A 25,161-nucleotide genomic window follows, 5' to 3' on the forward strand; every position below is an offset into this window, starting at 1 on the left:
AAGGGACGTGCCCATGGGCACCCAGCAGGAAAAGGAAGAGCTCTACGCTCTCGACATCTCGGGTGCGGAGTGGCTGAGCGCACCCGGTACCGAGAACGTCGAGGAACGGGTGGAGATCGCCCACCTCCCGGACGGCGCGGTCGCCATGCGCTCGTCGCTGGATCCGGAGACCGTGCTGCGCTACACGGAGGCCGAGTGGCGTGCGTTCGTGCTGGGAGCGCGGGACGGCGAGTTCGACCTCAAGTAGACGAGCGTAGGCGCGGGGGCGGCTGTCACGGACGGTCGTCCCCGCGCTGTGTCCGGCCGCGTGCCTTCGCCGTGTCCGGTCGAGCGCCCCTGTGTCCGGCTGCGTGCCCTCCAGGGTCCGGTCACACCCAGGAGCGTGACAAATGGCCCGTTCCCTCACGATCCGGGGTACTCGCTCCGCCCGCTGCCCGAACGTGACCTACAGGACAGTCGCCGCTGGGGGATACGGCCTGCCGTAGTGCGCCTCATGGCGATTAGGGTGGGTGGGGGCGCGCCAGAGGAACCTGCGGACAGGCACTGCGCGTCGCAAGGGGGAGAGCCGGGCGGACCGGACAACGGGAACGGTCGCCCCCACCCACCACGGCACAAGGGTGCTCGACCACACCAGGAGGCAAAGTGAACGGCGATCGGGACGAGATCAGCGGGGGATGGAACACGCCCGTCGACGAGTCGTCCGACGCGGATCCCGCCGAGATGACGGGTGAGTTCACCATCGACTACACCCCTCCCGCCTGGTACACGCAGAACGCGCCGGGCGACTCCTCGGGGGGAGCGGGGTCGCACCTGGCGCCGCCTCCGCCGCCGCAGGGGGCACCTCTGCCCGCACCGGGACTTCCGGCTTCCGGCGGATTCGAGCCCGGCTGGCCGCCGGCTCCGGCAGCGCCGACCGCCTCGTCCGAGCCGCCCTCGCCCTCCTTCGAGCCCGCGCCTCCGGCACCCGCAGCACCGGCGCCCGCGTCGCTGCCGACACCCGCTCCGGCTGCTGCACCCTCCGAAGGGCCGGACCCGGTGAGCGGCGCGTCCGGCCCGTTCGGCGGTGGCGACGTGGAGAGCGGCGCAACCATGCGGTTCTCCCCCGCCGCGCTGAAGCAGGAGATCGCCGAGCGCGAGGCGGCCAAGTCCGAGGCGGCGGCGTCCGGTTCCGGTGATTCCACCGAGCCCGCGCCTTCGGCCGCCCCGTCCGAGGACGGCGGCGAGGAGCCTGCCGGTCCGGTGGGCGCGAACGACTCCACGGAGGGCGACGAGACCGGCACTCCGGAGGCCGACGCGGCACAGGACTCCGTGCGGCCCGCCGACGACGCCCCGGAGACGGGCGACGAGCCCTCCGCCGCGCAGGCAGGCACCCAGGCCGAAGGACCCGCGGACTCCGCACCCGACGCAGCGCCCCAGGACGCACCTCCCACGGGCGCACCGGCCGCCGAAGTGTCCTCCGAAGAGGCGCCCCAGGACACCGCGCCGTCGAACGCCCCCGCACCGTGGTCCCCCGCGCCGCCCGCGCCGGGCGCCCTCCCCCCACTGCCACCAGCCTTCCAGCCGGCCGCGCAGCAGCCGAGCGCACCCCGGTCCGCCCCGCAGTGGCCCGCGCAGCAGCCCGCCGCCGCTCCGGCCGCAGAGCCGCAGGGAGGCTACGGATTCCCGCAGGCCGCGCAGGGCGGCTACGGGTTCCCGCAAGCACCCGCACCGCCTGCCCCGCAGGCACCCCAGCAGCACGCGCAGCCGTCCCCGCAGGCACCCCAGCAGCCCGTACAGCTGCCCCCGCAGGCGCCTCAGCAACCGGTCCAGCCCAACACGCAGTCTTCGCAAGGGGGTTACGGCTTCCCGCAGGCGCCGCAGGAGAGCGGCTACGGATTCCCGCAGCAGGCACAGCAACAGCAGTTCCCCGCGCACGGCGCACCCCAACTGCCCCCGGGCGCCCAGCCGCAGGGGGGCTACGGCTTCCCGGCTCCGCAGCCGCCCCAGCAGCCGCAGTTCCCCGCGCAGGGCTCACCGCTCCCCCCGCAGATCCCTCAGCAGCAGGCCCAGGGCACGCCGAACCTGCCTGCTCAGCAGCAGCAGCAGCCCGAGGCCTACCAGCCCCAGCCGCCCGCCCCGCAGGCGCCGCCCGTCGACCCGCGCACCGGGTCCGCGTGGCCGACGCCGGTCACCCACGACCAGCGCGAGCGTTCCGTCCCCGGCGCCCCGCTCGGTTACACGGCCGCGGTGGAGCTGTCGTCGGACCGGCTCGTCCGGGGCAAGCAGAAGGCCAAGAGCAGTCGCAACCCCTCCTCCGCCTCCCGCTTCAAGCTGGGCGGCAAGAAGGAGGAGATCGAGCGGCAGCGCAAGCTCGACCTGATCCGTACGCCGGTGCTGTCCTGCTACCGGATCGCGGTCATCAGCCTCAAGGGCGGCGTCGGCAAGACGACGACGACCACGGCGCTCGGATCCACCCTGGCCACCGAGCGGCAGGACAAGATCCTCGCGATCGACGCCAACCCGGACGCCGGCACGCTCGGCCGCCGGGTACGCCGCGAGACCGGGGCCACCATCCGCGACCTGGTGGGCGCGATCCCGTACCTCAACTCGTACATGGACATCCGCCGCTTCACCTCGCAGGCGCCCTCGGGCCTGGAGATCCTCGCCAACGACGTGGACCCGGCGGTCTCCACGACCTTCAACGACGAGGACTACCGCCGGGCGATCGATGTTCTGGGCAAGCAGTACCCGATCATCCTCACCGACTCGGGCACCGGCCTGCTCTACAGCGCCATGCGCGGCGTACTGGACCTCGCCGACCAGCTGATCATCATCTCGACTCCGTCCGTCGACGGCGCCTCCAGCGCGTCGACCACGCTGGACTGGCTGTCGGCGCACGGCTACGCGGACCTGGTGCAGCGGTCCCTGACCGTCATCTCCGGTGTCCGCGAGACCGGAAAGATGATCAAGGTCGACGACATCGTGCAGCACTTCGAGACGCGGTGCCGCGGCGTGGTGGTCGTGCCGTTCGACGAGCACCTGTCGGCGGGCGCGGAGGTCGACCTCGACATGATGCGCCCGAAGACCCGAGAGGCCTACTTCAACCTCTCCGCGCTCGTCGCGGAGGACTTCCAGCGGGCTCAGCAGCAGCAGGGGCTGTGGACGGCCGACGGCAGCAACCCGCCCCCGCAGTTCGCGCCGCCGATGCCGGGGCACCAGACGCCGGGTCAGCAGGTGCCCGGCCAGCAGCAGTACGCGCCGCAGCAACAGCCGGGGCAGCCGTACCCCGGACAGCCGCAGCCGGGCCAGCCCTACCCCGGACAGCCCTACCCCGGGCAGCCGCAGCAGCCGTATCCGCCCCAGCAGCCCTACGGGGGCCAGCAGCCCCACGGCGGACAGCAGCAGCCGTACGGGGGGCAACAGCCCCCGGCCCAGCAGCCCGCCGCGCCGCAGCAGCCGTACCCGCCGCACCCCGGTCCGGGTGCGCAGTACAACGGCTGGCAGCAGTTGCCGCCCGCCCAGGGGCAGCCCGGCGGGAATCCGGCCGGGCCGCCTCCGCCGCCCGCGCAACACGATGGCCAGGCACATCAGTCCGGACAGCCCGAACTGCAAGGCCCCGTTCCGCCCGGGGGCCGGCAGCAGCAGCCTCCGCAGCCGCCGCCGGCGCCTCAGCAGTAAGGCAGTAGAGGTCTAAACCAATGAGGGCTCGCACCGTTCGCACGGTGCGGGCCCTCATCGCATTCCCGCAGACCACACGCGGTTTGGCCGACCGTTGACGTGACTCGACCGCCGCTGATAAACCTTCGCTTCACCAGCTGGCGAACCAGAGATCTGCCCGCCTTCACCATGCGAGTCACGACGCGAGGTCCACGTCCATGGTCACAAGATTCCCTCCACGTTCCTCCCGCCCACGCGGCCGTCTCCGCATCCTTCTCGCCTCCGGAGCCGCCGCCCTGGCGCTGGCCGCCGGATCGGTCGTCCCCGGAAACCCGATCGGCCCCGCCCCTCAGGAGGCGCAGGCGGCTGACGGCACGTCGACCCTCACGGTCGCGGTCGCGCAGAGCGTCGACTCCCTGAGCCCGTTCCTCGCGCAGCGGCTGCTCTCCACGAGCATCAGCCGGCTGATGTACGACTTCCTGACCAACTACGACGCCAAGGACAGCCACACGGTCCCCGGCCTCGCCACCGAGTGGACACCGTCGGCGGACAAACTGACGTGGACGTACACCATCCGCACCGACTCGAAGTGGTCGGACGGCGAGAAGGCCACCGCCGAGGACGCGGCCTGGACCTTCAACACGATGATGACCGACGAGGGAGCCGCGACCTCCAACGGCAGCTTCGTCTCCAACTTCAAGAAGGTGTCCGCGCCCAGCCCGGACAAGCTGGTCATCGAGCTGAAGAAGCCTCAGGCGACGATGACGGCGCTGGACGTGCCCATCGTGCCCAAGCACGTCTGGGAGAAGGTCGGCGACTTCTCGAAGTTCAACAACGACACGAAGTTCCCGATCGTGGGGAACGGTCCGTTCATCCTGACGGACTACAAGGTCGACAGCTACGTGAAGCTCAAGGCGAACAAGGACTTCTGGCGCGGCGCGCCCAAGTTCGACGAGATCGTCTTCCGGTACTACAAGGACCAGGACGCAGCGGTCGCCGCCCTCCGAAAGGGTGAAGTTTCCTTCGTCGCCGGCAGCCCGAGCCTGACCCCCGCTCAGGCCGCTTCGCTGAAGACGGCGGACAACATCAAGGTGAACGACGCCCCCGGCCGCCGCTTCTACGCACTGGCCACCAACCCGGGCGCGCAGACCAAGGACGGCAAGAAGTTCGGCGACGGGCACGCGGCGCTGCAGGACCAGAAGGTCCGTCAGGCCCTGTTCATGGCCGTGGACCGCACGACCATCATCGACAAGGTGTTCCAGGGCTACGCCATAGAGGGCGAGGGCTACATCCCGCCCCGCTACGGCTCGTACTTCTGGAAGCCCGAGGCCGGGCAGAAGCTCGCCTACGACCCGGCGAAGGCCGGCGCCCTCCTCGACGAGGCGGGCTACAAGAAGAACAGCTCCGGCAAGCGGGCCGGCAAGGACGGCAAGCCGCTCGACTTCCGCATCCTGTGCCACGCCACGGACCCCAACGACAAGGCGATCGGCAAGTACCTCCAGGAGTGGTGGGGCGACCTCGGTGTCGGCCTGAAGGTCGACTGCCGCGACAACGTCTCCGACCCCTGGTACGCCGGTGAGTACGATCTCGCGTTCGACGGCTGGTCCGTCAACCCGGACCCCGACTTCGTCATGTCGATCCACACCTGCGCCGCTCTGCCGGCCAAGGCGAAGGAGACCGCGCAGACCGACAACTTCATCTGCGACAAGCAGTACGACGAGCTCTACGCGAAGCAGACGGCGGAGTACGACCCCGCCAAACGGGCCGACCTCGTGAAGCAGATGGAGTCGCGGCTGTACGACACGGGATACATGAACGTCATGGCGTACCCGAATGCCGTCGAGGCCTACCGCACCGACCAGATCAAGTCCATCACGACCATGCCGTCGGACGCGGGCAACATCTACGGTCAGGACGGTTACTGGAGCTGGTGGTCGGCGGTCCCGGCCGCCGGTGCGTCGGACGGTTCGTCCGGCGACAGCGGCAGCTCGACCGGGGTCCTCATCGGTGTCGGTGTCGCCGTAGTAATCCTCGCCGGTGGCGGGCTGCTGTTCGCCATGCGTCGTCGTTCCACCGCGGAAGACCGTGAATAGTCCATGAGCACAGAAAGCACTCCCGCGCTCCTGAAGGGCGCGGCGGGCGTGGACGCTGTGCAGACCGACGGCCCGGCTCCGGCCGGGCCGTCGGCCCGCAGTCCACGCGCCCGCAGCACGACCGCCTATCTCCGCTACGCGGCGGGCAAGCTGGCCGGTGCGGCCGTCTCGCTGTTCGCCGTGCTCGTCACCAGCTTCTTCCTGTTCCGCCTGATCCCCGGCGACCCGGTCAAGCAGATGACCGGCGGCCGGCAGGTGTCGAACGAACAGATCGCCGCGATGCGCAAGGAATTCGGCCTGGACCTGCCGCTGTGGCAGCAGTTCACCGAGTACTGCGGCAAGGCCCTGACCGGGGACTTCGGTACGTCGTACCAGTTCCGCGCCCCGGTCATGGACAAGATCTCCGAGGCGCTGCCCGCGACGCTGCTGCTCACCGGCACCGCGTTCGTGATCTACACGGCCATCGGCATCTGGCTCGGTGCCAGGTCCGCCTGGCGCAACGGCTCGGCCGGCGACCGCTTCCACACCGCGTTCGCCCTGACGCTGTACTCGGTGCCCTCGTTCTGGCTCGGGCTGCTCCTGATCGTGACCCTGTCGGTGGGCATCGGTCCGATCCCGGGCCTGTTCCCGACCGGCGGCATGGAGTCGGGCAACTCCAGCGGCTTCGGATACGTCCTGGACGTCGCGCACCACCTGGTCCTGCCGGTGGTGACGCTCGTCGCCGTCGAGTACGCACGCACCCTGCTGGTGATGCGGTCCTCGCTGCTCGACGAGATGGGCAGCGACTACCTGACGACGGCCCGTGCGAAGGGGCTGCGTGACGACCTCGTACGCCGCCGTCACGCCGTGCCGAACGCGATGCTGCCGACGGTGACGCTGCTCTTCGTCAACCTGGGCAACACGGTGGCGGGCGCCATCCTGGTGGAGACGGTGTTCTCCTGGCCCGGCCTGGGCGGGCTCTTCTACCAGGCCCTGAGCGTGCCCGATCTGCCACTGGTGCAGGCGCTCTTCTTCATCTTCGCCGCCGCGGTGATCCTGATGAACACGCTCGCCGATGTGATCTATCCGCTCCTCGATCCCCGGGTGGGCCGATGACGACCACGACCGACGCCACGCGTGCCCTGAGCCCGCGTGCGCTGACCTGGACCCGCAGGCGCCACGCGGCGGCCCGCTTCTGGCAGCAGTACCGCACCCACAGGTCCGGCCTGGCGGGCCTCACCGTGCTCGCGCTGATCGCCCTGGCCGCGCTGGCCGCCCCGCTGCTGGTGGGCGCGACCTCCCAGAGCGTCACCGACGCGCCGGGCGGCCCGTTGGAGTCCCCGAGCGCGGAGTTCCCGCTCGGCACCGACCAGTTCGGCCGCAGTCTGCTCGCCCTCCTGGTCTGGGGGACGCGGGTGTCGCTGACCGTGGGCCTGCTCGCCGCCTTCCTGTCGGTGGCCATCGGGACCCTGGTGGGCATCACGGCCGGCCACTTCAAGGGCTGGTACGGCAACGTCGTCATGCGGATCACCGACTGGTTCCTGGTGATGCCGACGCTGGTCCTCGCGATCGCGCTGGCCACCGTGCTCTCGCGGTCCCTCTGGACGACGGTCCTCGCCATCGGGGTGACGACCTGGCCGACGACAGCGCGGCTCGTGCGCGCGCAGACGCTGTCCGTGGAGTCCCGTCCGTACATCGAGCGCTCCCAGGCGCTCGGCGGCGGCCACGGCCACATCATGTCCCGCCACGTGCTGCCCAACGTGATGCCGCTGGTGCTCGCGCAGACCACGCTGGTGATCTCCACCGCCATCCTCACCGAGGCGACCCTGGCCTTCCTCGGCCTCGGCGATCCGACGATCGTCTCCTGGGGCGGTCTGCTCCAGGACGCCCGTGAGGCCGGAGCGGTCAGTTCCGGCAACTGGTGGTACCTCGCTCCGCCCGGACTCGCCATCGCGGTCGTCGCCCTCGCGTTCACGCTGTGCGGCCGCACCATCGAGACCGTGCTCAACCCCAAGCTGGGGGTGTCCCGTTGACCGCTGTGAAGACCGAGAGCGTTCCCAAGCCGGAGACCGGGCAGCCGTTGCTCGACGTCCGGAATCTGCATGTCACCTACGGCTCGGGGGCCTCGGCCGTCCCTGCCGTGCGCGGTGTCGACCTGCGGGTGGAGGCGGGCCAGAAGCTCGGCATCGCCGGGGAGTCCGGCTGCGGGAAGTCGACCCTGGCGCTCGCCCTGCTGCGCCTGCTGCCCCCGTCCGCGACCCTGAGCGGGGAGATCCTGCTGGACGGCGAGGACATCCTCACCATGAAGTGGGGCCGTCTCCGGGCCGTGCGCTGGGCCGGGGCGTCGATCGTGTTCCAGGGCGCGATGCACTCGCTCAACGCCGTGCACCGCGTCGGGGACCAGATCGCCGAACCGATCCTGCTGCACCGCAAGGCCACCCCGGCAGCTGCGCGCAGGCGCGCCGGTGAGCTGCTGGAGCAGGTGGGGCTTCCGGCCGCGCGTGCGGACGCCTATCCGCACGAGCTGTCGGGTGGTCAGCGCCAGCGCGTGATGATCGCCATGGCGCTGGCCTGCGACCCGCGGCTGATCATCGCCGACGAACCCACCACCGCCCTCGACGTGATGATCCAGGCCCAGATCCTGCGGCTGATCGAGCAGCTCGTCAGCGACCAGGACCTCGGTCTGATCATGATCAGCCACGACCTGGCGGTGCTCTCCGACACCTGCGACCGGCTGTCGGTGATGTACGCGGGCAGGGTCGTGGAGGAGGGCCCCGCCAAGCAGGTGTACGAGAACGCCCGGCACCCGTACGGCGCCGCCCTGTCGGCCGCCTTCCCCCGGATCGGCGACCTCGCGTCCCGGCACGCGCCGCGCGGTCTGCCGGGCGATCCGCCGGACCCGTCGGCGCTGCCCTCCGGCTGTGCGTTCCATCCCCGGTGCCCGGTGGCGCTGGACTCCTGCGCCACCGAGGACCAGGAGCTGAGGGTCGCCGGCCCGTCCCGGCGGGCGGCCTGTGTGCTGGTGGAACCGGACGCCACCGCGCCACCCGGTCCGCTCGGCGGCGCCGAGGAAGCAAGGAGCACCTCATGACCACCACTCCCCCTGCACCCCTGCTCAGCGCCGAGGCGCTGGAGGTCGCCTTCCCGGGCCGTCGCGGGGCGGCGACCGCCCGTGCGGTCGACGGGGTCGACCTCGACATCCGTCCCGGCGAGATCGTCGCCCTGGTCGGTGAGTCGGGCTGCGGCAAGACGACGCTGGCCCGTTCGCTGATGGGCCTGGTGGCGCCGACGGCCGGCCGGGTCACCTTCGGCGGCGAGCCGCTCGCCTACTCGGGCCGGGCGCTCAAGGCGTACCGCAAGCGGGTGCAGCTGGTGCTCCAGGACCCGAGCGGCTCCCTCAACCCCCGCCACACCGTGTACGAGGCGGTCGCCGAGGGCCTGCGCATCCACGGCTACGCGGGTGACGAGCACGCGGCGGTGTCCGGGGCGCTGGCGCGGGCGGGGCTGCGGCCTCCGGAGCGGTTCTTCCTTCGCTATCCGCACGAGCTGTCGGGCGGTCAGCGCCAGCGTGTCGTGATCGCGGGCGCGCTGGTCCTGGAGCCGGAGCTCATCGTGGCGGACGAGCCCGTGGCCTCGCTGGACGCGTCGGTACGCGGTGAGATCCTGGCGCTGCTGCTGCGCCTGCGCGACGAACTGGGCCTGTCGGCACTGGTGGTGACGCACGATCTGGGGCTGGCGTGGAACATCGCGGACCGGGTCGCCGTGATGTATCTCGGCCGGATCGTGGAGACGGGTGACGTCGAGCAGATCCTCACGTCCCCCCGGCACCCGTACACCCAGGCGCTGCTGTCCGTGCTGCCGGAGGCGGACGGCGAGCCCGTGATCCTTTCGGGCGAGCCGCCGGACCCCTCGAAGGTCCCGTCCGGCTGCCGCTTCCACGCCCGCTGCCAGATCCTCGCCTCGGGCGAGGCGGAGCGTGCGGGCGTCGCGGACGCGTGCCGTACGAAGGATCTGCCGGTGCTGGAGGGTGACGGCAGGACGCAGGTCGCCTGCCACTGGGCCGCGGCTGGCGTGGAGGCGGTCTCGTAGCCCGCTGCGGCGGGGGTCCGTCACCCGGGGCCGGGCCCCCGGGTGACGGGGGCGTGGTGGATCGTGCCCGTCAGCTCCCCCAGGGGGCGGCCCGTTCCGCCCCAGCGGTGCTGGATGATCTCCGCGGCGATGGAGACGGCCGTCTCCTCCGGCGTACGGGCTCCTAGGTCGAGGCCCACGGGTGACGCGAGGCGGGACAGCCCCGCTTCGTCCACCCCGGCCTCCCGCAGCCGGGCGATCCGGTCGGCGTGGGTGCGCCGGCTGCCCATCGCACCGATGTACGCGGCGGGTGTGCGGAGCGCGGCGGCGAGCAGGGGGACGTCGAACTTCGGGTCGTGGGTCAGGACGCAGACGACCGTGCGCCCGTCCACCCGGGTCGACTCCAGGTAGGTGTGCGGCCATGCGCAGACGACCTCGTCGGCCGTGGGGAAGCGTTCCCGGGTGGCGAAGGCCGGGCGGGCGTCGCAGACCGTCACCCGGTAGCCGAGGAAGGCGCCGATCCGCGCCGTGGCCGCCGCGTGGTCGATGGCTCCGAAGACGAGCATGCGGGGCGCGGGAGCGTACGTCTGGACGAAGACGGTGACGTCCTGCATCCGGCGCTCACCGCGCGGACCGTACCGGACGGTGCCGGTGGCTCCCTGGGCGAGCAGCCCGCGCGCGTCGTCGGTGACGGCCGCGTCGAGCCCCTCCTCCCCGAGCGAACCGCTGGTGCGGCCGCCGAGGACCAGGCGGCGGGCGCCCGGCGGAGCGGCTCCGGACACCACGGTGGCGAGCGCGACGGGCTCCCCGGCGGCGACGAGGTCGGCGAGCTCCCGCAGCCCGTCCCGGTCGGCCGCGGTGACACAGGGCCGGATCAGGACATCGATCGTGCCGCCGCAGGTCAGCCCGGCGCCGAAGGCCTCGTCGTCGCTGATGCCGTACGTCCTGAGCTGCGTCTCACCCGTGGTGAGCGTCTCGGTGGCGACCTCGTACACGTCGCTCTCCACGCAGCCGCCGGAAACGCTGCCCGCCACCGTGCCGTCGGCGGTCACCGCCATCGTGGCGCCGGGGGCCCGTGGCGCGCTGCCCCGCACCGCGACGACGGTGGCCAGCGCGAAGGGCGTACCGGCGGCCTGCCAGGCACGCAGTTCCGACAGCAGTTCACGCACGGGCGGAGGTCCTTCCGGCTCGACGGCTCCTGCACCCGACGATGCCCCGGTCCCGGCCCGCGCACCACAGGAAGGCGTCAGGCGCGTTCGTACGCCGCGACCAGCTCGCTGGACCGCTTCACGTCGGCGGCCATCGCCACGAGCAGGTCGTCGATCGAGTCGAACTTCAGCATGCCGCGCACGTAGGCGAGGAAGTCCACCGCCACGTGCAGCCCGTACAGGTCGAGGCCGACCCGGTCGATCGCGTACGCCTCGACGGTCCGCTCGGTGCCGTCGAACTGCGGGTTCGTGCCCACGGAGATCGCGGCGGGCATCGCCTCGCCGTCCACCGTCAGCCAGCCCGCGTAGACACCGTCGGCGGGAATCGCCGTGTGCGGCAGGGTCTCCACGTTCGCCGTGGGGAAGCCGAGCTCCCGGCCGCGCTGGGCTCCGCGCACGACGACGCCCTCGACACGGTGCGGGCGGCCGAGGATCTCCGCGGCGCCCGCCATGTCGCCCTCCGCGACGAGGCGGCGGGTGAGCGTGGAGGAGAACGGCTCGCCACCGCCGGCGTCACCGCTCACGTAGAGGTCGATGATCTCGGCCTCGTAGTCGTACGTCGGACCGAGCTCGGCCAGATAGGCCACATTGCCCGCCGCCCGGTGCCCGAAGCGGAAGTTGGGGCCTTCGATGACCAGCTTCGCGTGCAGCTTGTCGACGAGCACCTTCACGATGAAGTCGGCGGGCGAGAGCTTCGAGAACTCCGTGGTGAACGGCAGGATCAGCACCGCGTCCACCCCCAGTCCGGCCATGAGCTCGGCACGCCGGTGGTGCGGTGCGAGCAGCGGCGGGTGCGTGCCGGGGCGGACGACCTCGCTGGGGTGCGGGTCGAAGGTGACGACGACGGAGGGAACGCCCAGCTCCCGCGCCCGCTCCACGGCCCGGCCGATGATCAGCTGGTGCCCGCGGTGCACCCCGTCGTAGGAGCCGATGGTGACGACGCTGCGTCCCCAGCCCTCGGGGATGTCCTCCAAGCCACGCCAGCAGTGCACTGTGACCGCTCCTCGCCCGAACCTGTGTACGTGTGTATGTCCATTACGCAGGTCTAAGACTGCCATGCTCACGTCCCGCGGCCTGCATCGGCATCGGGATCCCGGGCCGCGACCCGCCCATGGCCTCCATCGTCCGCCGGGCTCCGGGGCCCACGACGGCGGCCCACTCCTGCGGGGCGTCGGTCAGCCACCGGGTGACGAGGGCCGCGAATCCGGGAACGTCCCGGGCGATTTCGACCAGCCCGCGGTCGAAGCGGTCCACGCCCTCGGGGGTGCGCACGAGGAGCATCCCGGTGCGGTGCACCAGAGCCCGTGTGCGGGCCTCGGGGCGGCGTCCGGAACCGGCCGCCGCCGCCCGCAGCAGGGCGTCGAGGACCTCGGGGTCCCTCCCGGCCTGCTCGAACTCCAGCAGCACCTCCAGCAGCTCGGCCCGCAGCGGCCTCGAAGCCGCGGTACCGGGGGCGGCGAGCACCCGGGCCAGCGCGGCACGCACGTCCGGCGGCGCGGGGCGGTCCCGGAGCAGCACGGTCATCATCGGCAGGAGCAGCGCCCGGGCGGCCGGGCTGTGCTCCAGTCTGAGGTCCACGTACGCGGCGACCTGCGCCCCTGCGTCCTCCCCCGACCGGCCGGGGCTCTCGATGTAGTGGCGTACGAGACCGGGGGCGTGCAGCGCCAGGGCGGGGGTGTCCAGGGAGGCCAGCTCCCGCAGTACGCCGTCCGCGGGCCGACCGGCCAGCGACAGGCGGGCGCGCAGCGCGGCGAGGACCGGCTCGGGGTACTTGGGGAACACCTCCGTCAGCAGGTCGAGCGGCAGCCGGGGGTCGCCGGCGGCGAAGATCCGCAGGGCCTGCGGCAGGTGGCGGCCGCCGGTCCTCGGGTCCCGGACGAGGACGGTGAGCGCCTGGGCGTGCAGGGCCGTGTCGTCCGGGCGGGCCAGCAGGGTGAGTGCCGCGCCGCGCAGCAGGACGCGGTCGGCGTCGGTGAGGGCGTGAGCGGCGGTGAGGACGGCGTGGAAGGCCGCCGCGGCGCGCCGCGCGGGCCGCTCCTCGTCACGCGCCCACCGGTCGACGGCGCGGCAGAGGGCGGCCGGCTCGTCCTCCGCGAGGGTGGCGAGCAGTTCGGCGGCGCGCGGATGGTCGGCTTCGACGAGCGCCTCGGTCAGGTCGTCGACGGCGAGGTCCCGGCGGGCGTACAGGAGGGCCTGCGCGGCCGAGGCGACGGTGAGCCGCATCGGCACGCCGTCCTCGGCGGGCAGGGGGCTCTCGTCGCCGAACCAGCGGCACAGCAGCGCCTGGACGGCCCGGGGGTGGGCGGCCAGGCGCCGGGCGACGGCGTCCAGATACCGTTCGCCGCCGTCCGCGCGGGAAGCCCCGTCGGCGGGCAGGAGCCTGCGCAGGAGGTCGATCCGGGCGTCCTCCGGCAGCCGGATCCGGCGCCAGAACCACGGCCCGAATTCGGCGTACGGACCGAGGGCGGCCCGGCCGCCGGACAGGGAGCGCCGGGCGATACGGCCGGCGAGCACGCGCAGCACCCCGAGGCAGGGCCGGGCGTCGGGCACCCTGAGCAGGCTCTCCCGGAGCAGGCGGGCCGCCCACCAGGCGGCGTCGGTGAGCCGCTCCTGCGTGCTGGGACCGGGCGGCAGGCGGTCCATCGCCTCGATCAGGTCGGCCATGCGGTGGGCCAGCGCCGCGGGCCCCTGCCGCCGCTCCAGCAGGAGCATCGCCTGCAGCACCGGGCCGATGCGATGGCGCGGCACCGGGAGGTTGCGGGGTTCCGCGGAGCCCTGCGGGACGGGGGCCGGCGGCGCGGACGCCCCGTCCGCGTGCCAGCGGTGGACCAGTGAGTGCAGTGCCGCGTCCAGGTCGAGGTGCGCGCCCTGCACCCAGTCGCCCAGCTCCTCGTGGGCGAAGCGGTATCCCGCACCCGCCGGGACGAGCAGCACCTCGGTGAGGACCGCCGAGGCCCAACCCGTGCGCCAGGGGAAGATCTCCTCGAACGCTTCCCGGTCCAGCTCGCCCTGCCCCGGCCCGAGGCAGCGCCTGGCGGCCTCGTGAACCTGGCCCGCCACCTTCGCCGCGAGTCTGCGGACCGCCGCGCCCCGGAGCCTGGGTTCGGCCTCGGCGCCGATCCGGACGGCGATGCGGAGGCAGGCGAGGTCGAGGTGGGCGGCGAAGACCTCCTCCCTGCCGGGCGTGCCGGGAACGTCGGGGGGCAGCGCCTCCCGCACCTCGGCGAGCAGCCGCAGGGTGAGGGGATGCCGGTCGTGGCCCGGCGCGAGCGTGCCGGCCGGGATGCCGTAGCGCTCCCATGCCCGCTCGGCCTGTTGCGCCGTGAGGTCACCGAGCCTGACGGCGGGCGGCAGCCCTCCGGCCGGCCGCTCCGGCCGGTGCAGAGCGCCCGGTGGGTACAGCGCGCCGGTGATCTCCCAGTGCTCGGGGCGGCAGGCGACGACCATGCGCACCTGGTGGGCCAGGAGCCAGCCAGCCGTGGCACCGGCCCACCCGGCGAGCCGGTGGGCCAGCAGGGGCGGCATCTCCTCGGGGCCGTCGACGACGACGAGCAGGGGGTTCCCGGAGGCCGCGGCCAGGGCGGCGACCCGCTCCGGGGTGGCCGCGTCCATGGCGCCCGGGGCCCCGGCGGCGCTGATGATCCTCCCGGAGCGCTGGAGCGCCTGGGTCATCGCGTCGGCGACCGAGGTGTCGTCGGCCATCAGATCGGCTCCGCGCAGCCAGAGGGTGAGGGCGGGCACGGGCCCGCGGGCACGGCGGTCGGCCAGCGCGGCGAGCTCCGTGGTGCGGCCGGTCCCCGGCGCGCCGACCAGGCCGAGGACGGGCCCCGTGCCGGCCTCGAAGGCGGCGAACTCGGCGCTGATGTGCGGGCGTTCGACGGCCTCCGTGCCACAGGGCCGGCTGTCGGTGTGGCCCAGCGAGGTGGCGGTCAGCTGCAGCGCTCCCGCGAGGTTGAGATCGCGGCCGTACCCGGGGACGCCGCTCGCGTTGCGCCGGAGCACCTCGGCCAGCGCCCCGGGGGCGTCCTCGTGCGTCAGCGGCAGCGCCAGCCCGGCGGTCTCGCGCCCGGCACTCAGCGCCGTCGAGAGCACTCCCAGGACGGCGCCGGTGCGCGGGTCGGTCACGGGCCCTCCGACGGCGGCCCCACCGGAGCGCAGCGCGTCGCGCCCGTCCGTGCCGAGGGCGAGCTCCAGGGCCTCGCTCACCGGGTGGTCGCGCCCGTTCTCGGTGTACGTCGCCGGGGTCGTGCCGAGCACCCGTGCCTCGCGCCAGCCGTGGGCGGCGATCCGCACGTAGGCGCCCGTCCCGATCTCCTCGCGTAGGGCGATGGGGAGTGGCTCCGCCCCCAGGGTTCCGGGGCCGCCGGTGCGCAGGAGGGCGAGCCCCAGGGAGGGCATCGCGATGATGTCGTCGGGGCCGACGGCACAGCTGCGGCCGTCCGGGCCGTGCAGCGTCAGGGCCTGCGAACGTGCGACGGCCTGGTGGCTGGTGACGACCGTGCCCCGGTCGTCCGCCACGAATCCGGTCCCCCGCGGCCGGCCGGCCTGATCGCAGATTCTCACCAGTGTCGACCGGTCCCCGCTGCCCATGGTCCGACCGTAGGTCCAGGGTGATCGGCACGAGAAACTCAAGAGGCGAAAGCGCCCCCCTCACACCCCTCTGTCACTCCGAGCGCCCGTCCATTGGGGTGAATTCCTCGGTGCTCGTGGACAGGAATGGCCGCGGGAGGGGGATCGTGGAGCGGGCACGCACCGGGGGGACTGCCCGCTCCACGATGGGGGTCAAACCCTCGTGGGCCGTCGTCAGGCGAAGACGGCGAGGCTCTTGGCCTTGCCCTTCTGCTCCTCGACGAGCACCAGGAACGCCCCGTCGGGCCCGAAGACACCGACCGGCCCGGGCGGATACGCCGGCATGTCCAGCCGCACGCCGTTGAGCAGCAGTCCGGCGCGCTTCGCGTCCACGTCCCAGCGGGGGAAGGCCGTAGCGGCGGCCTCGGCCACCGGCATCACGGTCAGCTCCTCCTGGTGCTGGTCGAGCGTGCGTGCCGCGTCCAGTCCGTACGGACCGACGCGGGTGCGCCGCAGCGCCGTCAGGTGCCCGCCGACGCCGAGCCCGGCGCCGAGGTCGCGGGCCAGGGCGCGGATGTACGTACCCGAGGAGCACACGACGGAGACGACCAGGTCCACGACCGGGGTGCCGTCCTCCGCGACCGCCTCGCGGACGTCGTAGACGCGGAAGGACGAGATGGTCACCGGGCGGGCCGGGATCTCGAACTCCTCGCCGCCGCGCACCCGGGCGTAGGACCGCTTGCCGTCGATCTTGATGGCGCTGACCTTGGACGGCACCTGCATGATCGCGCCGGACAGGGCGGCGACCCCGGCATCGATGCCCTCCCGGGTCACCCCGGAGGCGTCGGTGGACGAGGTGATCTCGCCCTCCGCGTCATCGGTGACGGTGTCCTGGCCGAGCCGGATCGTCCCCAGGTACTCCTTCTCGGTCAGCGCGAGATGGCCGAGCAGTTTGGTGGCCCGCTCGACGCCGAGGACGAGGACGCCGGTCGCCATCGGGTCCAGCGTGCCGGCATGGCCGACCCGCCGGGTGCGGGCGATGCCGCGCATCTTGGCCACGACGTCGTGCGAAGTGAAGCCGGACGGCTTGTCGACGATGACAAGGCCGTCCGGCGTTTTGTTCTGCGTCATGCGGAAGGTGAGCCCTCGCCGTTCTCGTCCTCGTCCTCCGGCTTGCGGTACGGGTCCGCTCCGCCGGCGTACGTGGCACCGGAGGACGCCTCACGGACCTTGGCGTCCGAGGCGCGTGCCCGGTCGAGCAGGTCCTCGATCGCCTTGGCGTTGTCCGGCAGGGCGTCCGCCACGAAGGCCAGGGTGGGGGTGAACTTGGTCCCCGCCGCGGCACCGACCGCCGAGCGCAGGATTCCCTTGGCGCTCTCCAGCCCGGCCGCCGCGCTGGCCCGCTCCTCGTCGTCGCCGTAGACCGTGTAGAAGACCGTGGCCTCCCGCAGGTCGCCGGTGACACGGGTGTCCGTGATGGTCACGTGCGTGCCCAGACGCGGGTCCTTGATACCGCGCTGCAGTTTTTCGGCGACCACCACCTGGATGAGGTCCGCCAGCTTCTTTGCCCGCGCGTTGTCGGCCACTGGTCCGTCTCCTTCTGATACGTGCTCAGTCTTCTTCGTCGTTGTGCAGCCGCCGCCGTACGGACAGCAGCTCCACCTCCGGCCGGCCCGCGATCATGCGTTCGCACCGGTCGAGTACGTCTGTGAGGTGCCCGGTGTCCCCGGAGACCACGGCAAGACCGATCTCGGCCCTGCGGTAGAGGTCCTGGTCACCCGTCTCCGCGACGCTCACCGCGAACTTGCGGTGGAGCTCGGCGACGATCGGGCGGACGATGGAGCGCTTCTCCTTCAACGACCGTACGTCGCCGAGGAGCAGATCGAAGGACAGTGTCCCCACATACATGTGTGTCCGGATGTCCCGCCGGTTCGGGTTCGGGGGCCCGGGGAGCACCCGGGCTGGCACAGCCGCGCCCCGCCGTCACTCGGCGGGGACACCCGAACCGTACACGGAACGGCCGGGGCCGATCGACGGAAATACGACCCGTCGACCGGCCCCGACCGTGCAGGAGGGCCCGGGGGTCTCCCCCCGGGAATCCCGTTGATCAGCCTCGCGGCTTCTCGCGCATCTCGTACGTCGCGATGACGTCGTCGATCTTGATGTCGTTGAAGTTTCCGAGGTTGATACCACCCTCGTAGCCTTCGCGGATCTCGGTGACGTCGTCCTTGAAGCGGCGCAGACCGGAGATGTTGAGGCTCTCCGCGATGACCTTGCCATCGCGCAGCAGGCGCGCCTTGGTGTTGCGCTTGACCTCGCCGGACCGGACCAGCACACCGGCGATGTTGCCCAGCTTGGACGAGCGGAAGATCTCGCGGATCTCCGCGGTGCCGAGCTCGACCTCTTCGTACTCCGGCTTGAGCATGCCCTTGAGGGCCGCTTCGATCTCTTCGATCGCCTGGTAGATGACCGAGTAGTACCGGACGTCCACGCCTTCGCGCTCGGCCATCTGCTCGGCACGCCCTGCGGCGCGCACGTTGAAGCCGATCACGATGGCGTCGGAGCCGGTCGCCAGGTTGATGTCCGACTCGGTGACCGCACCCACACCGCGGTGCAGGATCCGGATGTCGACCTCTTCACCGACGTCGAGCTGGAGCAGCGAGGACTCGAGAGCCTCCACCGAACCGGACGCGTCGCCCTTGATGATGAGGTTGAGTTCCTGGACCAGACCTGCCTTGAGCGCCTCGTCCAGGTTCTCCAGGGAGAACCGGACACCCTTGCGGGCGAAGTTGGCGTTGCGCTCGCGGGCAGCACGCTTCTCGGCGATCTGACGGGCCGTACGGTCCTCGTCGACGACCAGGAGGTTGTCGCCGGCACCCGGGACGTTGGTGAGACCCAGGACCAGGACGGGGGTCGACGGACCCGCTTCCTGGACGTTCTGACCGCTGTCGTCGAGCATCGCCCGGACACGGCCGTACGCGTCGCCCACGACCACCGTGTCACCGATGCGCAGCGTTCCGCGCTGGACCAGGACGGTCGAGACGGCACCGCGACCGCGGTCGAGGTGGGACTCGATCGCAATACCCTGCGCGTCCTGCTCCGGGTTGGCCCGCAGGTCGAGCGAGGCGTCGGCGGTGAGGACGACGGCCTCCAGGAGCGCCTCGATGTTGAGGCTCTGCTTGGCGGAGATGTCGACGAACATGGTGTCGCCGCCGTACTCCTCGGCCACCAGACCGAACTCGGTGAGCTGACCGCGCACCTTGGTCGGGTCGGCGCCCTCGACGTCGATCTTGTTGACCGCGACCACGATCGGCACCTCGGCCGCCTTGGCGTGGTTCAGCGCCTCGATCGTCTGGGGCATCACACCGTCGTTGGCCGCCACCACGAGGATCGCGATGTCGGTCGACTTCGCACCACGTGCACGCATGGCGGTGAACGCCTCGTGACCCGGGGTGTCGATGAAGGTGATCTTGCGGTCCTCGCCGTTGACCTCGGAGGAGACCTGGTAGGCACCGATGTGCTGGGTGATGCCACCGGCCTCGCCCGCGACGACGTTCGTCTTGCGGATCGCGTCGAGCAGTCGGGTCTTACCGTGGTCGACGTGACCCATGACGGTCACGACCGGCGGACGGGAGACCAGGGCCTCTTCGCCGCCCTCGTCCTCGCCGAACTCGATGTCGAAGGACTCGAGCAGCTCGCGGTCCTCCTCCTCGGGGCTGACGATCTCGAGGACGAAGTTCATCTCGTCCGCGAGCATCCGCAGCGTCTCGTCGGGAACGGACTGCGTCGCAGTGACCATCTCGCCGAGGTTCATCATCACGCCGACGAGCGACGCCGGGTTCGCGTTGATCTTCTCCGCGAAGTCCGTGAGGGAAGCACCGCGCGACAGCCGGACAGCCTGCCCGTTGCCGCGAGGCAGCATGACGCCGCCCACCGACGGGGCCTGCATGGACTCGTACTCCTGGCGCCTCTGCCGCTTCGACTTACGGCCACGACGCGCGGGACCGCCGGGACGGCCGAACGCACCCTGTGTGCCACCACGGGCACCCGGGCCGCCGGGACGTCCACCGAAGCCGGGACGACCGCCGAAGCCGCCGCCACCACCGGGACGGCCTGCGCCGCCACCGCCACCGGGGCCACCGGGACGGCCTGCGAAGCCGCCACCGCCGCCACCGGGACCGGCCGGACGGCCTGCGAAGCCGCCGCCACCGGGACGACCGCCGCCGGCACCGCCGGGACGACCGCCGCCGGCACCGGGACCACGGCCGCCGCCACCGGGGCCGCCACCGGGACGCGGGCCCGCAGCGGGACGCTGCGGCATCATGCCCGGGTTCGGGCGGTTACCCGAAGGCGCACCACCCGGACGCGGGGACTGCGGACGGGGCATGCCCCCCGGGGACGGACGTGCGCCACCCTGGCCCTGGGGGCGCGGGGCGCCACCGGGACCACCCTGCGGGCGCGGGGCGCCGGGGCGCTCCTGACCGCCGCCGGGGCGCGGGGCACCGCCGGGACGGGGCGCCTGGGGGCGCGCCATGCCGGTGGAACCGCCGGAGGTGAAGGGGTTGTTGCCCGGACGGGGACCGGCCGGACGTGCGCCGCCGGGACGCGGTGCGCCCTGGCCCGCGGGACGTGCGGGGCGGTCTCCGCCACGCTCGCCGCCGCGCTGGCCGCCGTCACGCTGGCCACCGTCACGCTGACCGCCGGCCGGAGCCGGACGGGCGGGGCGGGGGCCGGGTGTGGCGCCCGCGGGACGCGGGGCCTGGGGCTGCTGCTGCGGGGCGGCCGGCTGGGCCGGAGCCGGAGCCGAGAACTCGGCAGCGGGGACCGGGGTCACCGGGGCCGCCTTCGGCGCGGGCTTCGGGCCCGGACGGGGTCCGCCGGACTGCGCGGCCGGCGCGGAGGGCGCCGCTGCCGCGGGGGTGCTGCTCGCCGGGGTCTCCGCGGCGGCCGGCTTGGGGGCCGGGACGCCGGGCTTCGGGGCAGCGGGACGTGCCGCGGCGGCCGGAGAAGGCGCCGCGGGCTTTGCGGGGGCGGCCTTGCGAGGCGCGCCCGGCTTTGCAGCGGACTTGCCGGCGTTGCCGCCGGGACCCTGCAGTGCGTCAGTCAATTTGCGTACAACCGGCGCCTCGATCGTCGAGGACGCCGAACGGACGAATTCACCGAGTTCTTGGAGCTTGGCCATGACGACCTTGCTCTCGACGCCGAACTCCTTGGCGAGTTCGTATACCCGGACCTTAGCCACTTCGCTCCTTTTAGGTCCGGGTTACCGCCGGACCGTCGCTACTTCATGGGCGTACTCATCGCGTACTCATCGAGTGCTCATCGCAATCTCGACCTACTTCCAACTCGCGAGGTACCTGACCGCACGGGGACCCGTGCCGTTCACTTTCCTACGGTGTCACCCGCTCGACGAACCGCTGCAGTGCCGCGGAATCGAACGGCCCCTTGGCCTTGAAGGCCCGGAGGAATGCCCGGCGGCGGACCGCCAGGTCGAGACAGACAGAGACGGGGTGTACATACGCACCCCGGCCGGGCAGCGTACCGCGTGGATCAGGGACAACTTCACCCTCGTCCACCACGATGCGCAGCAGCTCGCTCTTGGCCGCCCGCTCCCGGCATCCCACACAGGTTCGCTCGGGGCAAGCGCGGGCTTGCGTCCGGCCAGACACGACTAAGTCTACCTCCCCGCACCGACCTCACCCCTTTGGGGCAAAAATCGAACGGATGTTGTCGTGATCTCAGCGCTCGGGGCGCCGTGATCTATTCCTTCGGACGCGGTCACGGCCCGCCTCGCGGACCGGACCCCGCCCGGGTTCAGCCGCGCTCGGACCGCTCACGGGCGCGCTCGGCGCGCTCACGGTCGGCGATGTCCCGCTCGGCACCGGTCTCGGTGTCCGGCCGGATGTCGATGCGCCAGCCGGTGAGGCGTGCGGCGAGGCGGGCGTTCTGCCCCTCCTTGCCGATCGCCAGCGACAGCTGATAGTCGGGCACGGTCACCCGTGCGGACCGGGTCCCGAGGTCCACGACCTCGACTTCGCTCACCCGCGCGGGTGACAGGGCGTTGGCGACCATCTCGGCCGGGTCGTCCGACCAGTCCACGATGTCGATCTTCTCGCCGTGCAGCTCCGCCATGACGTTGCGCACACGGCTGCCCATCGGGCCGATGCAGGCGCCCTTGGGGTTGAGGCCGGCACGGGTGGAGCGTACGGCGATCTTGGTGCGGTGGCCGGCCTCGCGGGCGATGGCCTCGATGACAACCGAGCCGTCCGCGATCTCCGGGACCTCGAGCGCGAAGAGCTTCTTCACCAGGTTCGGGTGGGTGCGCGAGAGCGTCACGGACGGACCGCGCACGCCCTTGGCCACCCGCACCACGTAGGTGCGCAGGCGCAGACCGTGGGTGTACTCCTCGCCCGGCACCTGCTCCTGCACGGGCAGGATCGCTTCCAGCTTGCCGATGTCGACCAGGACGTTCTTCGGGTCCTTGCCCTGCTGGACGAGGCCGGTGACGACGTCGCCCTCGTGGCCCGCGTACTCGCCGAACGTCCTGTCGTCCTCGGCGTCGCGCAGCCGCTGCAGGATGACCTGCTTGGCGGTGGTCGCGGCGATACGGCCGAATCCGGACGGCGTGTCGTCGAACTCCTTGGGCTCCTGGCCCTCCTCGAGCTCGGCGGGGTCGTCCTTCGCCCACACCGTGACATGGCCGGCGGCGTCCAGCTCGACGCGCGCACGGCGGTGGCTGCCGTCGGTGCGGTGGTACGCGATGAGGAGGGCCGACTCGATCGCCCCGACGAGCACGTCGAAGGGGATCTCCTTGTCCTGCGCCAAGCCCTTCAGAAGCTTCACATCGATGTCCACGGCTACGCCTCCTCTTCCTTCTTGTCCTTGCGGTTGAATTCGATCTCCACGCGCGCCTTGGCGATCTCGTCGAAGGCGACACGGCGCGCCGTGGGCTTGCGGCCCTTGACGCCCGGCACTTCCAGATCGAGCCCCTCGTCGTCCACCCCGAGGATGCGGGCCACCAGCTCGCCGCCCTCGCCCAGGGTGATTCTGGCCAGCCGGCCGGTGGCGCGTACGTAGTGGCGGTGCTCGGTCAACGGGCGGTCGGCGCCCGGAGAGCTCACTTCGAGGACGTATTCGCCCTCACCCATGGCATCGGTCTCGTCCAGCGTCTCGGAGATGCCGCGGCTGAGCTCCGCGCAGGTGTCGAGCTCCACGCCGTCCTCGGAATCCACGATGACCCGCAGCACCCGGCGGCGGCCCGCCCGGGACACCTCGATCTCCTCGAGATCCAGCTCCTTGGCGCTGACGAGCGGCTCCAGCAGTTCGCGCAGCCTGTCGCTCTGGGTGGTGCTCATCCGGGTGACTCCTCGGCCGCGTGTGCTGTTGTGGGGATCGTCGCGTGTCAGGTCAAAGGGTATCCGGTCCGCAGGGGTGTTGCCGTCCGCCTCCTGCCCGGCCGCGGGTACGCTCACTTCCGGTGATCACTTCACGTCAGAAACTGTCAGAAACCAGGCTGAAGGAGACAAGTGCGCCGCACGGGGACGACGCGCAGGAGTGCGCTCACCGCTACGGGAGCCTTCGCCCTGGGTGCGGTACTGACGGGCTGCGGAAGCGGTCCGGAGACACCGGGGGCCTCCGCGGGGGCCGACGCGCGTGCCGCCTCGCTCCGCGCGGGGAAGGCGCTCCGGGCGGCCGCCGCCCGTGACAGCGGCTCGCTGCTCACCCGCTACGAACAGGCCGCGGCCGCCCACCCGGTGACGGAAGCCGGGCTCGCACCGCTGCAGGCCATCGTGCGGGAGCACCTGACGGCGCTGGGCGGCCCCGCGAAGGCCGCGAGCGGCTCCCCCGCCCCCACCCCGCCCGCGGGCGCCACCGACGCGCGGGCGGCCCTGAGGGAGCTGGCGGCCGAGGAGCGCCGGGTCGCCGACGGCCGCGCCGCGGCGCTCCTGAACGCCGAACCGGAACTGGCCAGGCTGCTGGCCTCGCTCTCCGCGGCAGGCGCGGCACACGCCTACCTGCTCACCGAACTGGCCAAGGAGACCGCGTCATGACTCAGGCGGCCGGGACGGACGGCACGGAGGAGACCCTGCGGGCCACACAGGCCGCGCTCGCCGCCGAGCACGCGGCGGTGTACGGGTACGGCACGCTGGGCGGCCGGCTGGAGGGCGGCCGCCGCGACGACGCGACAGCGGCCCGTGACGCTCACCGGTCCCGGCGCGACGCGCTGACCCGCACGGTGCGCGACCTGGGCGGTGAGCCGGTGGCGGCGGACGCGGCGTACGCTCTGCCCTTCGCCGTGCGGGACCCGGCGACCGCCATGCGGCTCGCCGCCGTACTGGAGGACCGGGTCGCCGGCGTGTACTCCGACCTCGTCCGGGCGGCCCGGGGGCCGCTGCGGCAGGACGCCGCGGGCGCGCTCCGGGAGGCCGCCGTACGCGCGGTGCGCTGGCGCGGCACCGGCGTAGCCTTTCCTGGGCTCGCCGAGAAGGCCGCCCCGGCCGACAACACGGCGGAGGCGGGCGCCACGGGTGTCACGCGCTGAGCACGCTCTGAAAGGGAACAAGGCACGTATGGGTTTCGAACCGCCGCAGCGTCTGGTGCGAGCGCTCGGCGAGACGTACGGGGACGCGGCCGCCGCCGAGTGGCTGGGGCAGCTCCCCGCGCTCACCGACGACGCGCTCTCCGCGTACTCGGTCTCCCTCGACCGGGTGTGCGCCCCCGGCGGGCGGACGGGCCTCGTCCTCCTCGTGCACCGCGCGGACGGCACACAGGCCGTGCTTAAGATCGCGCCTTCCGGTGCCGGGCCCGCGCTCGAGCGTGCGGCCCTCGCGCACTGGAACGGCTGGGGCGCGGTCGAGGCGCTCCCCGCTCCGGACGCCCCGGTTCCCGGGGACGCCCTGCTGCTGGAGCGGCTGCACCACGAGGTCTCCCTGCGCTCCCTGCCCGAGGCCAAGGCCCAGTTGGAAGCAGCCGGGACGGTGCGGCGGCTGTGGGTCGACCCGCCGGCCGGCCACGCCTTCGAGACCGTCACGGAGCGCACCGCCCGGCAGGTGGAGCCCATGCGGGCCGCCGCCACGCGGGACCCCGCGCTCGAACCGCTCGTCTCGGCGGCCCTGGCGGCCCGCGACGAGCTGGTCCAGGACTCCCCCGAGCACTTCCTGCTGCATGGCAACTTCCGCCAGAGCAAGGTGCTTTCGGGCGAGCGCGCCCCGTGGCTCGCGGTCGGTCCGGAGCCGCTGACCGGCGAGCGGGCGTACGACCTCGCCCGCCTGGTGCGTGACCGGGTGGAGGACCTGATCGCCTCGCCCGGCGGCGCCGCGACGGCCCGTCGCCGGGTCAAGAAGCTCGCCGAATCACTGGAGATCGACCAGGCGCGACTGCGCGGCTGGACGCTTTTCCGGGCCGTCGAGTCCGGCACGCGCGCGCTGACGGCGGGGCGCGAGCAGGACGGCGAGCTGTCGCTGGAGTTCGCGGGCTGGCTGTAGCCGGACGCACGGAGGGGGGGCCCCCCCCCCCCCCGGGGCCCCCCCCCCCCCCCCCCCGGATCCCAACGTGGCGGCGGGGCGCGCGTCCCCCCACCCCCAGTGGGGGCCACCCCACCCCCCCCC

At 72.6% G+C, this 25,161-nt stretch carries 20 protein-coding genes; 10 read left to right on the forward strand and 10 right to left on the reverse strand.

Translation table 11 applies throughout. The annotated features are described in order from the left end of the window. Positions 1-13: 13 nt before the first annotated feature. From ACFUNE_RS35925 to ACFUNE_RS35955, 7 genes are all read left to right on the forward strand, one after another. Complete coding sequence (locus ACFUNE_RS35925; protein ID WP_383576956.1) at positions 14-247, forward strand: DUF397 domain-containing protein; 234 nt, start codon at positions 14-16, stop codon at positions 245-247. Between the two features lie 395 nt (positions 248-642). Continuing rightward, complete coding sequence (locus ACFUNE_RS35930; RefSeq protein WP_383576893.1) at positions 643-3,657, forward strand: SCO5717 family growth-regulating ATPase; 3,015 nt, start codon at positions 643-645, stop codon at positions 3,655-3,657. Between the two features lie 197 nt (positions 3,658-3,854). Beyond that, the gene (locus ACFUNE_RS35935; RefSeq protein WP_383576895.1) at positions 3,855-5,729 is read left to right on the forward strand and encodes an ABC transporter substrate-binding protein; all 1,875 of its coding nucleotides are present in this window, start codon (positions 3,855-3,857) and stop codon (positions 5,727-5,729) included. Between the two features lie 3 nt (positions 5,730-5,732). Next, positions 5,733-6,824, forward strand: coding sequence for an ABC transporter permease (locus ACFUNE_RS35940; RefSeq protein WP_383576897.1), 1,092 nt, complete (start codon positions 5,733-5,735; stop codon positions 6,822-6,824). Further along, entirely contained in the window at positions 6,821-7,741 is a 921-nt protein-coding gene (locus ACFUNE_RS35945; protein WP_383576899.1) for an ABC transporter permease, read from the forward strand. The genes ACFUNE_RS35940 and ACFUNE_RS35945 overlap by 4 nt, the downstream gene beginning before the upstream one ends. Further along, positions 7,738-8,799 (forward strand): ABC transporter ATP-binding protein, encoded by a 1,062-nt coding sequence (locus ACFUNE_RS35950; protein WP_383576901.1) that lies wholly within the window; start codon positions 7,738-7,740, stop codon positions 8,797-8,799. Before ACFUNE_RS35945 ends, ACFUNE_RS35950 begins: the two co-directional genes overlap by 4 nt. Continuing rightward, entirely contained in the window at positions 8,796-9,797 is a 1,002-nt protein-coding gene (locus tag ACFUNE_RS35955) for an oligopeptide/dipeptide ABC transporter ATP-binding protein (RefSeq protein WP_383576903.1), read from the forward strand. Before ACFUNE_RS35950 ends, ACFUNE_RS35955 begins: the two co-directional genes overlap by 4 nt. Positions 9,798-9,817: 20 nt before the next feature. Here ACFUNE_RS35955 and ACFUNE_RS35960 read toward each other — a convergent pair whose 3' ends face one another. From ACFUNE_RS35960 to rimP, 10 genes are all read right to left on the reverse strand, one after another. Continuing rightward, positions 9,818-10,945 carry an XdhC family protein gene (locus tag ACFUNE_RS35960; protein WP_383576905.1) on the reverse strand — a complete coding sequence of 376 codons (1,128 nt, stop codon included), beginning with the start codon at positions 10,943-10,945 and terminating at the stop codon, positions 9,818-9,820. 77 nt (positions 10,946-11,022) lie between these two features. Continuing rightward, positions 11,023-11,976, reverse strand: a complete 954-nt coding sequence (locus tag ACFUNE_RS35965) for a bifunctional riboflavin kinase/FAD synthetase (RefSeq protein WP_383576907.1) — start codon at positions 11,974-11,976, stop codon at positions 11,023-11,025. A gap of 43 nt (positions 11,977-12,019) precedes the next feature. Continuing rightward, complete coding sequence (locus ACFUNE_RS35970; RefSeq protein WP_383576909.1) at positions 12,020-15,574, reverse strand: trypsin-like peptidase domain-containing protein; 3,555 nt, start codon at positions 15,572-15,574, stop codon at positions 12,020-12,022. Positions 15,575-15,787: 213 nt separating this feature from the next. After that, positions 15,788-16,684, reverse strand: coding sequence for a tRNA pseudouridine(55) synthase TruB (gene truB / locus ACFUNE_RS35975; protein ID WP_383576911.1), 897 nt, complete (start codon positions 16,682-16,684; stop codon positions 15,788-15,790). Further along, positions 16,681-17,139 (reverse strand): 30S ribosome-binding factor RbfA, encoded by a 459-nt coding sequence (gene rbfA / locus ACFUNE_RS35980; protein ID WP_056792836.1) that lies wholly within the window; start codon positions 17,137-17,139, stop codon positions 16,681-16,683. Before rbfA ends, truB begins: the two co-directional genes overlap by 4 nt. A gap of 25 nt (positions 17,140-17,164) precedes the next feature. Then, complete coding sequence (locus ACFUNE_RS35985) at positions 17,165-17,461, reverse strand: DUF503 domain-containing protein (RefSeq protein WP_376376543.1); 297 nt, start codon at positions 17,459-17,461, stop codon at positions 17,165-17,167. 199 nt (positions 17,462-17,660) lie between these two features. Further along, positions 17,661-20,795: a translation initiation factor IF-2 gene (infB, locus tag ACFUNE_RS35990; RefSeq protein WP_383576913.1), complete on the reverse strand. Its 3,135-nt coding sequence runs from the start codon at positions 20,793-20,795 to the stop codon at positions 17,661-17,663. A gap of 148 nt (positions 20,796-20,943) precedes the next feature. After that, complete coding sequence (locus ACFUNE_RS35995) at positions 20,944-21,222, reverse strand: YlxR family protein (protein WP_383576915.1); 279 nt, start codon at positions 21,220-21,222, stop codon at positions 20,944-20,946. Between the two features lie 145 nt (positions 21,223-21,367). Beyond that, complete coding sequence (gene nusA, locus ACFUNE_RS36000) at positions 21,368-22,408, reverse strand: transcription termination factor NusA (RefSeq protein WP_383576917.1); 1,041 nt, start codon at positions 22,406-22,408, stop codon at positions 21,368-21,370. A gap of 2 nt (positions 22,409-22,410) precedes the next feature. Beyond that, positions 22,411-22,908 carry a ribosome maturation factor RimP gene (gene rimP, locus ACFUNE_RS36005; protein ID WP_383576919.1) on the reverse strand — a complete coding sequence of 166 codons (498 nt, stop codon included), beginning with the start codon at positions 22,906-22,908 and terminating at the stop codon, positions 22,411-22,413. Positions 22,909-23,079: 171 nt separating this feature from the next. Between rimP and ACFUNE_RS36010 the strand changes: the two genes are divergently transcribed. Genes ACFUNE_RS36010 through ACFUNE_RS36020 form a run of 3 tightly spaced genes read left to right on the forward strand, consistent with a single transcriptional unit; the run spans position 23,080 to position 25,038 of the window. Then, positions 23,080-23,604, forward strand: coding sequence for a hypothetical protein (locus tag ACFUNE_RS36010; protein WP_383576921.1), 525 nt, complete (start codon positions 23,080-23,082; stop codon positions 23,602-23,604). Next, complete coding sequence (locus tag ACFUNE_RS36015) at positions 23,601-24,095, forward strand: ferritin-like domain-containing protein (protein ID WP_383576924.1); 495 nt, start codon at positions 23,601-23,603, stop codon at positions 24,093-24,095. Before ACFUNE_RS36010 ends, ACFUNE_RS36015 begins: the two co-directional genes overlap by 4 nt. A 28-nt stretch (positions 24,096-24,123) precedes the next feature. Continuing rightward, complete coding sequence (locus ACFUNE_RS36020) at positions 24,124-25,038, forward strand: aminoglycoside phosphotransferase family protein (RefSeq protein ID WP_383576926.1); 915 nt, start codon at positions 24,124-24,126, stop codon at positions 25,036-25,038. Positions 25,039-25,161: the final 123 nt, after the last annotated feature.

The organism is Streptomyces sp. NPDC057287 (assembly GCF_042667905.1).
Taxonomy (GTDB): domain Bacteria; phylum Actinomycetota; class Actinomycetes; order Streptomycetales; family Streptomycetaceae; genus Streptomyces.

What these genes read in the sequence shown, in the direction of transcription:
- ACFUNE_RS35925 (WP_383576956.1), top strand. Translation starts at nt 14, where the DNA reads ATGGGCACCCAGCAGGAAAAGGAAGAGCTCTACGCTCTCGACATCTCG.
- ACFUNE_RS35935 (WP_383576895.1), top strand. Translation starts at nt 3,855, where the DNA reads ATGGTCACAAGATTCCCTCCACGTTCCTCCCGCCCACGCGGCCGTCTC.
- ACFUNE_RS35940 (WP_383576897.1), top strand. Translation starts at nt 5,733, where the DNA reads ATGAGCACAGAAAGCACTCCCGCGCTCCTGAAGGGCGCGGCGGGCGTG.
- ACFUNE_RS35945 (WP_383576899.1), top strand. Translation starts at nt 6,821, where the DNA reads ATGACGACCACGACCGACGCCACGCGTGCCCTGAGCCCGCGTGCGCTG.
- ACFUNE_RS35955 (WP_383576903.1), top strand. Translation starts at nt 8,796, where the DNA reads ATGACCACCACTCCCCCTGCACCCCTGCTCAGCGCCGAGGCGCTGGAG.
- ACFUNE_RS35970 (WP_383576909.1), bottom strand. Translation starts at nt 15,574, where the DNA reads ATGGGCAGCGGGGACCGGTCGACACTGGTGAGAATCTGCGATCAGGCC.
- truB (WP_383576911.1), bottom strand. Translation starts at nt 16,684, where the DNA reads ATGACGCAGAACAAAACGCCGGACGGCCTTGTCATCGTCGACAAGCCG.
- ACFUNE_RS35985 (WP_376376543.1), bottom strand. Translation starts at nt 17,461, where the DNA reads ATGTATGTGGGGACACTGTCCTTCGATCTGCTCCTCGGCGACGTACGG.
- rimP (WP_383576919.1), bottom strand. Translation starts at nt 22,908, where the DNA reads ATGAGCACCACCCAGAGCGACAGGCTGCGCGAACTGCTGGAGCCGCTC.
- ACFUNE_RS36015 (WP_383576924.1), top strand. Translation starts at nt 23,601, where the DNA reads ATGACTCAGGCGGCCGGGACGGACGGCACGGAGGAGACCCTGCGGGCC.
- ACFUNE_RS36020 (WP_383576926.1), top strand. Translation starts at nt 24,124, where the DNA reads ATGGGTTTCGAACCGCCGCAGCGTCTGGTGCGAGCGCTCGGCGAGACG.